This is a genomic window from Actinocorallia sp. B10E7 (assembly GCF_039871655.1).
Taxonomy (GTDB): domain Bacteria; phylum Actinomycetota; class Actinomycetes; order Streptosporangiales; family Streptosporangiaceae; genus Actinocorallia.
Map to the genome: position 1 here is coordinate 18007 of NZ_JBDPLZ010000019.1, position 14415 is coordinate 32421.

Consider the following 14415-nt stretch of genomic DNA (forward strand, 5'->3'; position numbering starts at 1 on the left):
TGAAAGTGTATTTCTGCATGATTCAGTTCTCTGAGTTGAGTGAAGCCACGAAATAAGTTGTTCGCAGCGTACGAGGAAGAAGCGATGACCGACCCTCAAACAGCAGCCCGGGACCATCTGTGGCTGCACTTCACCCGTCACTCGACCTACGAGAACGGCGGCGAGGTGCCGATGATCGTCCGAGGTGACGGCGCCTACATCTACGACGACAAGGGCAGGAAGTACCTCGACGGACTCGCCGGGCTGTTCGTGGTCCAGGCGGGGCACGGCCGCGCGGAGCTCGCCAGGGCCGCCGCCGAGCAGGCCTCCGAGCTGGCCTTCTTCCCGCTGTGGTCCTACGCCCACCCCAAGGCCGTCGAACTGGCCGAGCGGCTGGCCCTCGCCGCGCCCGGAGACCTGAACCGGGTCTTCTTCACCTCCGGCGGAGGTGAGGCCGTCGAGTCGGCGTGGAAACTGGCCAAGCACTACTTCAAGCTCACCGGAAAGCCCGGCAAGCACAAGGTGCTGAGCCGGGCCACCGCCTACCACGGCACCACCCAGGGCGCGCTGTCGATCACCGGTGTGCCGGCGTTCAAGGCCCCCTACGAGCCGCTGGTGCCCTCCACCTTCCGGGTGCCCAACACCAACTTCTACCGGGCCTCCGCCCACTCCGACGACGAAGAGGCCTTCGGCCGCTGGGCCGCCGACCGGATCGAGGAGGCCATCCTCTTCGAGGGCCCCGAGACCGTCGCGGCGTTCTTCGTCGAGCCGGTCCAGAACGCCGGCGGCTGCTTCCCGCCCCCGCCCGGCTACTTCCAGCGGGTCCGCGAGATCTGCGACAAGTACGACGTGCTGCTGGTCTCCGACGAGGTCATCTGCGCCTACGGGCGGCTGGGCACCATGTTCGGCGCCCAGAAGTACGGCTACCAGCCCGACATCATCACCAGCGCCAAGGGCCTGACCTCCGGCTACTCGCCGCTCGGCGCGATGCTCGTCAGCGACCGGCTGTTCGAGCCCTTCAAGACGGGCGAGACGATGTTCGCCCACGGCTACACCTTCGGCGGGCACCCGGTCTCGGCCGCGGTCGCCATGGCCAACCTCGACCTGTTCGAACGCGAGGACCTGCTCGGCAACGTACGGCGCAACGAGAGCGTCTTCCGCGCCACCCTGGAGAAGCTGCTCGACCTGCCCATCGTCGGCGACGTGCGGGGCGACGGCTACTTCTACGGCATCGAACTCGTCAAGGACAAGACCACCAAGGAGACCTTCGACGGGGAGGAGTCCGAGCGGCTGCTGCGCGGCTTCCTGTCCAAGGCTCTCTACGACTCGGGCCTGTACTGCCGCGCCGACGACCGCGGCGACCCGGTCATCCAGCTCAGCCCCCCGCTGATCTGCGGGCCCGAGCACTTCGAGGAGATCGAGCAGAAGCTGCGCTCCGTCCTCACCGAGGCCTGGACGAAGCTCTGATCCCGCGGCCCGTTCCGCCGCGCGCGACGGGACGGGCGCCGCGACGTCCGAATGCTGGACAGTGCCTCCGATGAGGGTGGATAGTCCCGGGAAGACCCTCACCAGGCCCCCCGGAGGAGCACTGTGCACTACGACTACGTGATCGTCGGAGCCGGTTCGGCAGGCTGCGTCCTGGCCGCGAGGCTGTCGGAGGACCCCGGCGTCACCGTAGCCCTGATCGAGGCGGGAGGGCAGGACGCCAAGAAGGAGTTCCGCATCCCGGCGGGCTTCCCGAGCCTCTTCAAGACCGAGGCGGACTGGGACTTCTCCACCACCGAGCAGGAGGCGCTGGCGGGCCGGGAGCTGTACTGGCCGCGCGGACGGGTCCTTGGCGGCTCCTCCAGCCTCAACGCGATGATGTGGGTGCGCGGCACCAAGGAGGACTACGACGACTGGGAGGTCCCCGGCTGGTCGTACGACGAGGTCCTTCCGTACTTCCAGAGGGCCGAGCGCCGTGTCGGCTCCAACGCGGGCGGCGTCTACGGCTCCGAAGGCCCCCTGAACATCGAAGAGCAGCGCGACCCGAACGTCACCACCAGGGCGTTCCTGAAGGCCTGCGACGAACTGGGCTACCGCAGGCTGGACGAGCTGAACGGCCCGTCGAACGAGGGCTACGCGCTGACCCCCGTCACGCAGAAGAAGGGGCGTCGTTGGAGCACGTATGACGCCTTCCTCAAGCCCGTCCTGGGCCGGCCGAACCTCACCGTCATCACCGACGTCCTGGTCTCCAGGGTGCTGATCGAGGACGGTCGCGCCGTCGGCGTCGTCCACGGCGGGCAGGAGGTCCGCGCGGCCAGGGAGGTCGTCCTGTGCGCCGGGGCGGTCGGCTCCCCGCACCTGCTGATGCTCTCGGGCATCGGCGACCCCGAGCACCTGGCCGAGCACGGCATCGACGTGGTCCGCCCGCTTCCGGCGGTCGGCCGCAACCTCCAGGACCACCTGTCGATCGGCGTCTTCCGCAGGTGCCCGAGGAAGGTCACCCTCGCCGGAGCCGAGACCGTCGGCAACCTCCTCAAGTACCTTTCGTTGCGCAAGGGCCCGTTCACCTCGAACGTCGGCGAGGCGGTGGCCTTCCTGCGCAGTGACGAGGCGCTGCCCGCTCCCGACCTGGAGCTGATCTTCGCACCGGTCCCGTTCATCAGGCACGGCCTGGAGAAGGAGGCGGCGAAGGAGGAAGGCATCACCATCGGCGTCATCCTGCTGCAGCCCGACAGCGTCGGCTCTCTCACCCTGGCCTCCGCAGATCCGGCCGACCCGCCGAGGATCGACGCCGCCTACCTGACCGGGGAGAGCGATCTCAAGCGGCTGGTCTTCGGCATCCGCGAGGCCGAGAAGCTGATGAACGCACGGGCGCTGGAGGAGTACGCCGGGGAGAACTACCCGCCCTACCCCGGCTCGGAGAGCGACGAACTGCTGGAGAAGCACGTTCGGGAGAACAGCGAGACCCTCTACCATCCGGTCGGCACCTGCCACATGGGCGTCGAGGAGACCTCGGTGGTCGACCCGGAGCTGCGGGTGCGCGGGGTGCGGGGCCTGCGGGTCGCCGACGTCTCGATCATGCCGAGGGTCAACCGCGGCCACACCCACGCCCCCGCCGTCATGATCGGGGAGAAGGCCGCCGACCTGATCAGGGGCTGAGACCGCGGGGACGGTGAAGGCGGCTCGCGAACGCGAGCCGCCTTCACCCGATCATGGCCGGAGGACCGGTCCTCAGCGCAGCTCGCGCTTGAGGATCTTGCCGCTGGCGGTCATCGGCAGCTCGTCGCGGAACTCGACGATCCGCGGGTACTTGTAGTTGGCGAACTGCTCCTTGCCCCAGTCGACCAGCTCGGCCTCGGTGACCTCGGCGCCGGGCTTGCGGATGATGTACGCCTTGATCTCCTCGCCGTGGCTGTCGTGCGGGACGCCCACGACCGCGGCCAGCGAGACGGCCGGGTGGGTCATGAGGACCTCCTCGATCTCCCGCGGGTAGACGTTGTAGCCGCCGCGGATGATCATGTCCTTGGACCGGTCGACGATGAAGTAGTAGCCCTCCTCGTCGCGGCGGGCCAGGTCGCCGGTGCGGAACCAGCCGTCCTTGATCGCCTCGGCGGTCGCCTCGGGCCGCTTGTAGTAGCCCTTCATGACGTTGTGGCCGCGGATCGCGATCTCGCCGGGACCCTCGCCCTCGACGGTGTTCCACTCGTCGTCGATCAGCTTCATCTCGACGCCCCAGATCGGCAGGCCGATGGAGCCGGGCTTGGTGGGACGGTCGGGGCGGTTGAACGACGCGACCGGGGAGGTCTCCGACAGGCCGTAGCCCTCCAGGATGTCCACCCCGAACTTGTTCTTGACGCCCTTCAGGATCTCCAGGGGCAGGGCCGCGCCGCCGGAGACGGCCACCCGCAGGTTCGCGGTGATCTCCTTGACGTCGTCCTCGGAGGTGTCGTCCATGAGCAGCGCCCACCACATGGTCGGCACGCCGGCGAACATGTTGACCTTCTCCTTGACCATCAGCTCGACGGCCGCCTTGACCTCGAAGCGCGGCACGAGCGCCAGCGTGGCCCGGCGGTAGATGCCCACGTTCATCACGCAGGTCTGGCCGAAGATGTGGAACAGCGGCAGCGTCACCATGAAGGTGTCGTGCAGGGTCCTGGCGAAGAGGCCGTCGGAGACCATCGCGTTCATCATCATGCTGCCGTGCGACAGCTCGGCGCCCTTGGGCTGGCCGGTGGTGCCGGAGGTGTAGAGGACGACGGCGGTGTCGGTCGGCTCGGTGCCCACCGACTCGAAGGTGCCCGGCTGCCCGTTCAGCGCGGCCCAGAACAGCTCGGCGCCCTCGATCGCGGGCTCGGTGGCGGCCGGGTTCGCGGGCAGCAGGACGAAGTGCTCGCAGTCGTCGGCCTGCTGGAAGCCGGCGTGGCCGGCCTCGCCGATCGGCAGCTCGGGGGTGCCCTCGAAGCAGAAGTAGGCCTTGGCGTCGGAGTCGCCGAGGTGGTAGGCGACCTCGCGCGGCTTGAGCAGCACGTTCAGCGGGACGACGACCGCACCGGCCTTGAGGATGCCGAAGTAGACCATCGGGAAGTAGGGCAGGTTCGGGGAAGAGAGGGCGACCTTGTCCCCGGGCCGGATGCCCCAGGAGACCAGCAGGTTGGCGACCTGGTTGGCGACCGTGTTGACGAACGAGTAGGACAGCCGCATGTCCCCGAAGACGAGGGCGTCCCGGTCGGGCGTCTCGCGGGCGGCGTCTTCGATCAGCACGGACAGGTTGAGCATGGTATTGGTCTCCTCACCAGCGGATTCGGCCTGAACTTTACGTGCGGGTAACCATCCAACCGGGAACGACGGGAGACGTCTAGAGGGAATGAGGCGTACGTCTCAGCGAACCTTGCCTGGCTTGCCCTTGCGCTATTCTTAAGGTATGCGATCGAGGCTGCTTCTCAGCCAGCCGCACTGACTCAAGCACCAGCATGTGCGAGCAGTGCGGCCGCCCCTCCCTGAGCGAGGGGCTTCTTCATTTGTGTCAGAGGCAGCGAACCGGAAGAGGAAACCCAGTGAGCGACGAAGAGCAGCAGTACGACCCCCGCGCCGTCCAGGAGAAATGGCAGGCCCGCTGGGCGGAGCTCGACACCTTCGCCGCCAGTGACGATCCGGCGGACCCGCGCGAGCGGCGCTACATGCTGGACATGTTCCCCTACCCGTCCGGCGACCTGCACATGGGCCACGGCGAGGTCTTCGCCATCGGCGACGTGGTGGCGCGGTACTGGCTGCACCAGGGCTACAACGTCCTGCACCCGATCGGCTGGGACTCCTTCGGCCTGCCCGCGGAGAACGCCGCGATCAAGCGCGACGCCCACCCCGCGGAGTGGACGTACGCCAACATCGAGACGCAGGCCAACTCCTTCCGGCGTTACGGGATCTCCTTCGACTGGTCCCGGCGGCTGCACACCAGCGATCCCGAGTACTACAAGTGGAACCAGTGGCTGTTCACCCGGTTCTTCGAGCGAGGCCTGGCCTACCGCAAGGGCGGGCTGGTCAACTGGTGCCCCAACGACCAGACGGTGCTGGCCAACGAGCAGGTCGTCTCGGGCAAGTGCGAGCGCTGCGGCGCCGACGTCGTGCGGCGCGAGCTGACCCAGTGGTACTTCAAGATCACTGACTACGCGGACCGGCTGCTGGATGACATGGCCCAACTGGAGGGCGGCTGGCCCGAGCGTGTGCTGACCATGCAGCGCAACTGGATCGGCCGCTCCGAGGGCGCCGACGTCACCTTCGAGATCGAGGGCCACGGCCCGGTCACCGTCTACACGACCCGCCCCGACACCCTGTACGGCGCGACGTTCTTCGTGGTCGCCGCCGATGCCGCGCTGGCCTCCCAGATCGTCAGCGACGAGCAGCGCCCGGCTCTGGAGGCCTACCAGTCCGAGGTCGCCAAGCTGACCGACATCGACCGCCTGTCCACCGAGAAGGAGAAGACCGGCGTCTTCCTGGGCGTTCACGCGATCAACCCGGTGAACGGCGAGCGGCTGCCGGTCTGGGCCGCCGACTACGTCCTGGCCGACTACGGGCACGGCGCGATCATGGCGGTTCCCGCCCACGACCAGCGCGACCTGGACTTCGCCAAGGCCTTCGGCCTGCCGGTCAAGGTCGTCCTGGAGACCGGCGCCGAGGACCCGGCCGTCACCGGCACGGCCACCCCCGGCGAGGGCAGGCTGATCAACTCCGGGCCGCTGGACGGGCTGAGCAAGGCCGAGGCCATCTCCACGATCATCGGGATCCTGGAGGAGAAGGGCCTGGGCCACGGCACGGTCAACTTCCGGCTGCGCGACTGGCTGCTGTCCCGCCAGCGGTTCTGGGGCACCCCGATCCCGATCATCCACTGCCCGTCCTGCGGCGAGGTGCCCGTCCCCGACGAGGACCTGCCGGTGCGGCTGCCCGACGACCTGCGCGGCGCCGACCTGGCGCCCAAGGGCGTCTCCCCGCTGGCCGGCGCCGCCGAGTGGGTCAACGTCAAGTGCCCGTCCTGCGGCGGCGAGGCCAAGCGCGACACCGACACCATGGACACCTTCGTGGACTCGTCCTGGTACTTCCTGCGCTACTGCTCGCCGGGCTACAACGACGGCCCCTTCGACGTGGAGAAGGTGCGGCGGTGGATGCCCGCCGACCAGTACGTCGGCGGCGTCGAGCACGCGGTCATGCACCTGCTGTACGCGCGGTTCTTCACCAAGGTCCTGCACGACCTGGGCATGGTCGACTTCACCGAGCCGTTCACCCGGCTGCTGAACCAGGGCCAGGTGATCAACCAGGGCAAGGCGATGTCCAAGTCCCTGGGCAACGGCGTGGACCTGGGCCAGCAGATCGACGCCTACGGCGTGGACGCGGTCCGGCTGACCATGGTCTTCGCCGGCCCGCCGGAGGAGGACATCGACTGGGCGGACGTCTCCCCGGCCGCCTCGCAGAAGTTCCTGGCCCGCGCCTACCGGGTCATGTCGGAGGTCTCCAGCGAGCCCGGCGTGGACTTCTCCACCGGAGACGTCGACCTGCGTCGCGTCACCCACCACACGATCGACGAGGTCACCCGCCTGGTCGAGGCGCACCGCTTCAACGTGGCGGTCGCCCGCATGATGGAGCTGACCTCGGCGGCCCGCAAGGCCATCGACTCCGGGCCCGGCGCGGCCGACCCGGCGGTCCGCGAGGCCGCCGAGACCCTGGCGGTCCTGCTGTCGATCACCGCCCCGTACATCACCGAGGAAGGCTGGGAGAAGCTGGGCCACAGCGGCTCCATCGCCCGGGTGCCGTGGCCGGTCGCCGACCCGGCTCTGCTGGTCCAGGAGTCGGTGACCTGCGTGGTCCAGGTCTCGGGCAAGGTCCGCGACCGTCTGGAGGTCTCTCCGGGCATCGCCGCCGACGAGCTGGAGAAGCTGGCGCTGGACTCGGAGAAGGTCCGGGCCGCGATCGGCGACGGCACCGTCCGCAAGGTCATCGTCCGCGCACCGAAGATCGTCAACATCGTCGTCTGACCCTGCCGAAGGGCCGTCCCGCCGGGGCGGCCCTTCCTTCGGACCCATTGACAAAATCAGTTTTTACATAAAAACTGATTTTGCGATGAGAGACGTCCTGTACCTGGAGCAGATCGAACAGGCCGAGATCCTGTTCAAGCCGCAGCGCATCGAGGTGCTGCGGCTGCTGGCCGAACCCCGCACCTGCGGAGAGGTCGCCCAGCGGCTCGGCCAGTCCAAGCAGCGCGTGTACTACCACGTGAAGCTGCTGGAGGAGGCCGGGCTGGTCACGCGGGTGGCCGAACGGAAGGTCCGCGCCGTCCACGAGGGGGTTTACCAGGCGACCGCGAGGTCGTACTGGATGTCCCCGCGGCTGGTCGGCCGGCTCGGCGGACTGCGCGGGGCGCAGGACGCGATGAGTCTCGGCTACCTGCTCGACCTGATGGAAGAGGTCCAGGCCGATGTCGCGAGGCTCGACCCCGCGGCCTCCGAACTGCCCTCGCTCGGCGTCTCCGGCGAGATCCGGATGGCCCCCGAGCGGCGGCAGGAGTTCCTGGACGAACTGCGGCACACGCTGCAGGACCTGTTCACGCGCTACGGCGGAGCCGAGGGCGACGCCTTCAAGCTCGTGGTGGCGTGCTACCCCAAGGAGCAAGAGGATGACTGAACCGATGAAGATCGTCGCCCGGACCTCCGCGCCGATCAAGGAGGTGCGCCAGGCGCTCACCGACCCCGCGCTCATACGCGAGTGGCTGGCCGAGCACGCGCGGGTGGAACTGCCCGGGCGCTACGAGTTCTGGGGGCGCTACACCCCCGAGGGGGACGCGCCGCACCAGCGGCTCCTGCACGTCGACGACGACACGCTCCGCTACGCCTGGACGCTCGGGGGAGTCGAGACGACCACGGAGTTCTCGCTGGCCGAGGAGGACGGCGGCACGCTGATCACGGTCGTGCAGACCGGCGTCGACCCCGAGGCGGCGCGGCGGGGCGAGGGCATCCAGAACGTCCTGTTCACCTTCTGGTACCTGGCGGTGGCCAACCTCGTGGACCGGGTGGAGGGCCGTCCCGTCACCGGCTGGTGCGACTTCGCCGGAGGCGAGCTGAGGAGCGAGGTGCTGATCGCCGCGGCGAGGGACGAGGTCTTCGACGCGCTCACCGACGGGAAGAAGGCCACCGAGTGGTTCGGCTACCCGATCGAGATCGAGCCGTTCGTGGGCGGCCGCTACGCCATGGGGGGCTTCGAGAACGACCCCGTGGGCGCCAAGATCGTGGAACTGGAGCCGGGGCGGAAGGCGAGCGTCGACTGGGGGGTCCCGGGCATCACCACCTGGGAGCTGGCCGACTCCGACGGCGGTACCAGGCTGACGTTCGTCCAGAGCGGCTTCGACCGGGAGAACCCGCCTTTCGCCGCCTGGTGCGGTTCGCTCTCGGGGGTGGCGCAACTGCGCCGGTACCTGGAATTCCCCGACCGGCGGCCCATCTGGGCGGAGGCTTGATCCTTTTCTCGGATAGGTCTGAACCAAACGTAACAAAGCGTCAGGTTCAGGTCATTCAGGTGTAACGTCCGTCCGGCACGCTGGAGCCGTTCCGAAAGAGGAGGTTCCACCGTGACTCAGGTGCGGCAGGCGGTGATCCTGGCCGGCGGCAACGCCACCCGGCTCAGGCCCTACACCGACCGGGTGCCCAAGGCGCTCGTCGACGTCGGAGGCAAGCCGATCCTCGAGCACCAGCTCGAGTGGCTGGCCGCCGAGGGCGTCGAGCACGTGGTCGTCTCCTGCGGCCACCTGGCCGAGATGCTGCGGCGGCACGTCCTGGGCCGCGCCTTCCCGCTCCGGGTGAGCGTGGCGGTGGAGGAACGCCCGCTCGGCCGGGGCGGCGGGCTGAAGTACGCCTCCCGCGCCCTGCCCTTCCCCGACGAGCCCTGGCTGGGGCTCAACGGGGACATCCTCACCCGCTTCCCGCTGGAGGACCTGGAGCGCCACCACGCCGACTCCGGAGCGCTGGCGACCCTGGGCGTGACCGCGCTGAAGTCGCCCTACGGGATCGTCGACATCGCCGAGGACGGGCGCATCACGGGCTTCAAGGAGGCCCCGGTGCTGCCGCACTGGGTCAACGCCGGGGTGTACCTCTTCGAGCCGGGCATGCGGGACCTGCTGCCCGACCTCGGCGACCACGAGACCGCGACCTTCCCCCGGCTCGCCGGGGAGGGGCGGCTCGGCGCGTACGAGATCGACGGGTACTGGCGCGGCATCGACACCGCCAAGGACCTCAAGGAGGCCAACCGGGACCTGCGCGTCCTCGGCTGGGCCGCCTGAACGACGAGAACGCCGCCCTCCTGCGCGAGGGCGGCGTTCTCGTCGTGCCGGAGCTCAGATCTTGCGCAGGACCGCGACGACCTTGCCCAGGACGCTGGAGGCGTCGCCGGGGATCGGGTCGTAGGCGGAGTTCTGCGGCAGCAGCCAGACATGCCCGTCCTGGCGCTTGAACGTCTTCACCGTCGCCTCGCCGTCGATCATCGCCGCCACGATGTCGCCGTTGTCGGCGTCGGGCTGCCGGCGCACCACCACCCAGTCGCCGTCGGTGATGGCGGCCTCGATCATCGAGTCGCCCTGCACCTTCAGGAGGTAGTGCTCGCCCTCGCCGATGAGCTGCTTGGGGAGGGTGAAGACGTCCTCGATGGACTCCTCGGCCAGGATCGGCCCGCCGGCCGCGATCCGGCCCACCAGCGGCACGTACGCCGGGGCAGGGCCCTCCTCGTAGGCCTCCGACGGCTCGGCGGCCCGCACGGGGCGTCCGCCGGGCATGCGCACCTCGACCGCGCGGGGGCGGTTGGGGTCACGGCGCAGGAAGCCCTTGCGCTGCAGGGTGCGCAGCTGATGCGACACACTGGAGGTGCTGGTCAGCCCGACCGCCTCGCCGATCTCGCGCATCGACGGCGGATAGCCGCGCCGCTGGACCGAATCCCGGATCACTTCGAGCACCATGCGCTGGCGCTGGGTGAGGCCGGTCTCGTCCAGGGGTTCCTCAGGCGTCTGAGAGACCTTGCCCATGGCGCCTTCGCCTCCTGTCTCGTGTGCTCTCGTCGTGGTGGCTCGCGCCACAGAACGTTAGCGTGTTCCCGGACAATGATCAAACAATTGTTCGAGATTGGCACGGCCGATCCGGTGGACCCGCTCGGAATATCGTACATCCGTTCTATCGAAAACCGATTCGAGGAATGCGTCAAGAAATGGGTGTTTCCGGGTCGCCCGCCCGTCGGCGGCGGCTCGGGACGCGCCGAAGCCGGTCCTCCGTCGCGCGACACGCCGCCGGGGCCCGTGTGACCAGGCTCTACCGCGGAGGCCGCCGTTCCAGCTTGCGAAGGGAGTGTCGGGGGCCTAGGTTTGGACCACAACATCTAGTAGTTACACGGATGTAACTCGCCACAAGTTGTGGTCTCCTGGTGAATAGTCGACCCCGGTCCATGGGAAGGAGCAGGGACGTGCACTGTCCATTCTGCCGTCACCCCGACAGCCGGGTGATCGACAGCCGGTCCACCGAGGACGGCGCCGCCATCCGGCGCCGTCGTTCCTGCCCCGAGTGCGGCAAGCGGTTCACCACCCAGGAGACCGTGCTCCAGATGGTGGCCAAGCGCAGCGGGGTGACCGAGCCCTTCATGCGGGAGAAGATCATCGCCGGGGTGCGCAGGGCCTGCCAGGGCCGCCCGGTCGACGAGGACGCGCTCGCCCTGCTGGGGCAGAAGGTCGAGGAGGCCATCCGGGCGACCGGGGCCGCCGAGATCCAGTCCCACGAGATCGGACTGGCGATCCTGGGCCCCCTGCGGGAGCTGGACGAGGTCGCCTACCTGCGTTTCGCCTCGGTCTACCGGGGCTTCGAGTCGATCGACGACTTCGAGAAAGAGATCAACGCTCTGCGTGGCACGGGCTCGCCGGAATGAGGAAGCCGGCGAACTCGCTGTACTGACCGCGAGCGCACAGTCAAAAATCACACCCTTCCCCCGGCGAGCCGGGAGAGGGGTGTGGTCAGTCATGTGTGAGCAAGGGCCCTGACGAAGGGGGCCCAGTGAGGGGGAGACATGACCGAGACGGTCAGCGGACCGGCTCGTCGTGGCAAGGCCGCGGTGCGCAAGGGCCTGAAGATGCGGCGCATCTTCACCAAGCCCGGAGTGCACCCCTACGACGAGATCGAATGGGAGCGCCGCGACGTCGTCATGACGAACTGGCGTGACGGTTCGATCAACTTCGAGCAGCGCGGCGTGGAGTTCCCCGCCTTCTGGTCGGTCAACGCGGCCAACATCGTCACCACGAAGTACTTCCGCGGCGCGGTCGGCACCCCGCAGCGCGAGTGGAGCCTCAAGCAGCTCGTCGACCGGGTCGTGCGGGTCTACGCCGACACCGGCCGCGAGCACGGCTACTTCGCGTCCGACGAGGACGCCGAGATCTTCGAGCACGAGCTCAAGTACGCCCTGGTCCACCAGGTCTTCAGCTTCAACTCGCCGGTCTGGTTCAACGTCGGCACCAAGTCCCCGCAGCAGGTCAGCGCCTGCTTCATCCTCTCCGTGGACGACCAGATGGAGTCGATCCTGGAGTGGTACAAGGAAGAGGGGGTCATCTTCAAGGGCGGCTCCGGCTCCGGCGTCAACCTCTCCCGCATCCGCTCCTCCAAGGAGCTGCTCTCCTCCGGCGGCACCGCCAGCGGCCCGGTCTCCTTCATGCGCGGCGCCGACGCCTCGGCCGGCACCATCAAGTCCGGCGGCGCCACCCGCCGCGCCGCCAAGATGGTCGTCCTGGACGTGGACCACCCTGACGTCGCCGAGTTCATCCAGACCAAGGCCCGTGAAGAGGACAAGATCCGGGCCCTGCGCGACGCCGGGTTCGACATGGACCTCGGCGGCAAGGACATCGTCTCCGTCCAGTACCAGAACGCCAATAACAGCGTCCGCGTCTCCGACGAGTTCATGCGCGCCGTGGAGACCGACGGCGAGTTCGGGCTGCGTGCCCGGCTGAACGGCGAGGTCATCGAGACCGTCCGCGCCAAGGACCTCTTCCGCCTCATGGCCCAGGCCGCCTGGGAGTGCGCCGACCCGGGCATCCAGTACGACGACACCATCAACGACTGGCACACCTCGCCCGAGTCCGGCCGCATCACCGCGTCCAACCCCTGCTCGGAGTACCTGCACCTGGACAACTCCTCGTGCAACTTGGCCAGCATCAACCTGCTGAAGTTCCTGCGCGCCGACAACACCTTCGACGTCGAGCCCTTCGTCAAGCTGGTCGAGCTGATCATCACCGCGATGGACATCTCCATCACCTTCGCGGACTTCCCGACCGAGAAGATCACCGAGACCACCCGGGCGTTCCGCCAGCTGGGCATCGGCTACGCCAACCTCGGCGCGCTGCTCATGGCGACCGGCCACGCCTACGACTCCGAGGGCGGCCGCTCCATCGCCGCGGCCATCACCTCGCTGATGACGGGCACCGCCTACCGGCGTTCGGCCGAGCTCGCCTCCGCGGTCGGCCCGTACGAGGGCTACGCCCGCAACGCCGAGGCGCACAAGCGCGTCATGCGCAAGCACGCCGCGGCCAACGACACCATCCGGACCCTCGACGAGATGGACAAGTCGCTCCACATCGAGGCCACCCGCGAGTGGGCGGAGTGCCTCAAGCTCGGCGAGCGCAACGGCTACCGCAACGCCCAGGCGTCGCTGCTCGCGCCGACCGGCACCATCGGCCTGATGATGGACTGCGACACCACCGGCATCGAGCCCGACCTGGCGCTGAAGAAGTACAAGAAGCTGGTCGGCGGCGGCTCCATGGAGATCGTCAACCACACCGTGCCGCGCGCCCTCAGGAAGCTCGGCTACCAGGCCGAGCAGGTCGAGGCGATCGTGGAGTACATCGCCGAGCACGGCCACGTCGTGGACGCCCCGGGCCTCAAGCGCGAGCACTACGAGGTGTTCGACTGCGCGATGGGCGAGCGCTCCATCAGCCCGATGGGCCACGTCCGGATGATGGCGGCCGTCCAGCCGTTCCTGTCCGGCGCGATCTCCAAGACCGTCAACATGCCCGAGAGCGCGACCGTCGAGGACATCGAGAAGGTCTACTTCGAGGGCTGGAAGATGGGCCTGAAGGCGCTGGCCATCTACCGCGACAACTGCAAGGTCGGCCAGCCGCTGTCGATCGCCAAGAACAAGAAGGCGGAGGAGCCCAAGGCGGCTCCGGCCGTCGCCGCTCCCGCCCCCGCCGGGCCGGTGCCCCCGGTCCGCCGCCGGCTGCCGAAGAAGCGTCCGGCCACCGTCACCCGCTTCTCCGTCGCGGGCGCCGAGGGCTACATGACGGCGTCGTCCTACCCGGACAACGGCCTGGGCGAGGTGTTCCTCAAGCTCGGCAAGCAGGGCTCCACCCTGGCCGGGGTGATGGACGCGTTCTCGATGGCCATCTCCATCAGCCTCCAGTACGGCGTGCCGCTGGAGACGTGGGTCGAGAAGTTCACCAACATGCGCTTCGAGCCCGCCGGGATGACCGACGACCCCGACATCCGCATGGCGACGTCCTTCATGGACTACATCTTCCGCCGCCTGGCGCTGGACCACCTGCCGTACGAGTCCCGCGCCGCCCTCGGCATCTTCTCCGCCGAGGAGCGCGCCCTCCAGGCCGCCGGCGAGGACCCCGCCTCCCTGCACGGTGAGGACGTCGAGGGCCTGGCCCAGTCCGCGGAGATCCAGCTCCCGGCTCCGGCGCTCCCGGTCGTCCAGCCCGCTCCGGCCCGCGTCGACGCGACCGAGAGTCACGGACGCCGCACCGCCGACGCCCCGATGTGCATGACCTGCGGCACCAGCATGCGCCCTGCGGGCAGCTGCTACGTCTGTGAAGGCTGCGGTTCCACCAGCGGCTGCAGCTGACGACGCGCGCCGTCGGGCGCGCAGCAGTGGATGAGGAGCGGGGAGCCGGCC

11 protein-coding genes are annotated in these 14415 nt (G+C 68.7%); 9 read left to right on the forward strand and 2 right to left on the reverse strand.

Annotated features, from left to right (window positions below):
* The first annotated feature begins 84 nt into the window (after positions 1 to 84).
* Both ABGB12_RS34440 and ABGB12_RS34445 read left to right on the forward strand, forming a co-directional pair.
* Entirely contained in the window at positions 85 to 1446 is a 1362-nt protein-coding gene (locus ABGB12_RS34440) for an aspartate aminotransferase family protein (protein WP_347684649.1), read from the forward strand.
* A gap of 123 nt (positions 1447 to 1569) precedes the next feature.
* Positions 1570 to 3123, forward strand: coding sequence for a GMC family oxidoreductase N-terminal domain-containing protein (locus tag ABGB12_RS34445; protein WP_347684651.1), 1554 nt, complete (start codon positions 1570 to 1572; stop codon positions 3121 to 3123).
* 72 nt (positions 3124 to 3195) lie between these two features.
* Here the strand turns inward: ABGB12_RS34445 and ABGB12_RS34450 are convergent, their stop codons facing one another.
* Entirely contained in the window at positions 3196 to 4740 is a 1545-nt protein-coding gene (locus ABGB12_RS34450; RefSeq protein ID WP_347684653.1) for a long-chain fatty acid--CoA ligase, read from the reverse strand.
* A 278-nt stretch (positions 4741 to 5018) separates the two neighbouring features.
* On the opposite strand from ABGB12_RS34450, the gene leuS reads away from it, so the two are divergent.
* The 4 genes from leuS to ABGB12_RS34470 all read left to right on the forward strand — a co-directional run bounded on the left by leuS (position 5019) and on the right by ABGB12_RS34470 (position 9778).
* Complete coding sequence (gene leuS / locus ABGB12_RS34455; RefSeq protein ID WP_347684655.1) at positions 5019 to 7484, forward strand: leucine--tRNA ligase; 2466 nt, start codon at positions 5019 to 5021, stop codon at positions 7482 to 7484.
* Positions 7485 to 7569: 85 nt separating this feature from the next.
* Positions 7570 to 8130 (forward strand): helix-turn-helix domain-containing protein, encoded by a 561-nt coding sequence (locus tag ABGB12_RS34460; protein ID WP_347684657.1) that lies wholly within the window; start codon positions 7570 to 7572, stop codon positions 8128 to 8130.
* Positions 8123 to 8959 carry an SRPBCC domain-containing protein gene (locus ABGB12_RS34465; protein ID WP_347684659.1) on the forward strand — a complete coding sequence of 279 codons (837 nt, stop codon included), beginning with the start codon at positions 8123 to 8125 and terminating at the stop codon, positions 8957 to 8959. Before ABGB12_RS34460 ends, ABGB12_RS34465 begins: the two co-directional genes overlap by 8 nt.
* A gap of 111 nt (positions 8960 to 9070) precedes the next feature.
* Complete coding sequence (locus tag ABGB12_RS34470) at positions 9071 to 9778, forward strand: nucleotidyltransferase family protein (protein WP_347684661.1); 708 nt, start codon at positions 9071 to 9073, stop codon at positions 9776 to 9778.
* Positions 9779 to 9832: 54 nt separating this feature from the next.
* On the opposite strand, the gene lexA is transcribed toward ABGB12_RS34470, so the two are convergent.
* Complete coding sequence (lexA, locus tag ABGB12_RS34475) at positions 9833 to 10513, reverse strand: transcriptional repressor LexA (protein ID WP_347684663.1); 681 nt, start codon at positions 10511 to 10513, stop codon at positions 9833 to 9835.
* Positions 10514 to 10588: 75 nt separating this feature from the next.
* Between lexA and ABGB12_RS34480 the strand changes: the two genes are divergently transcribed.
* The 3 genes from ABGB12_RS34480 to ABGB12_RS34490 all read left to right on the forward strand — a co-directional run bounded on the left by ABGB12_RS34480 (position 10589) and on the right by ABGB12_RS34490 (position 14364).
* Positions 10589 to 10786, forward strand: coding sequence for a hypothetical protein (locus tag ABGB12_RS34480; protein ID WP_347684665.1), 198 nt, complete (start codon positions 10589 to 10591; stop codon positions 10784 to 10786).
* 158 nt (positions 10787 to 10944) lie between these two features.
* Positions 10945 to 11400: a transcriptional regulator NrdR gene (gene nrdR / locus ABGB12_RS34485; RefSeq protein WP_347684667.1), complete on the forward strand. Its 456-nt coding sequence runs from the start codon at positions 10945 to 10947 to the stop codon at positions 11398 to 11400.
* Positions 11401 to 11538: 138 nt separating this feature from the next.
* Positions 11539 to 14364: a vitamin B12-dependent ribonucleotide reductase gene (locus tag ABGB12_RS34490; RefSeq protein WP_347684669.1), complete on the forward strand. Its 2826-nt coding sequence runs from the start codon at positions 11539 to 11541 to the stop codon at positions 14362 to 14364.
* The last annotated feature ends 51 nt before the right edge of the window (positions 14365 to 14415 follow it).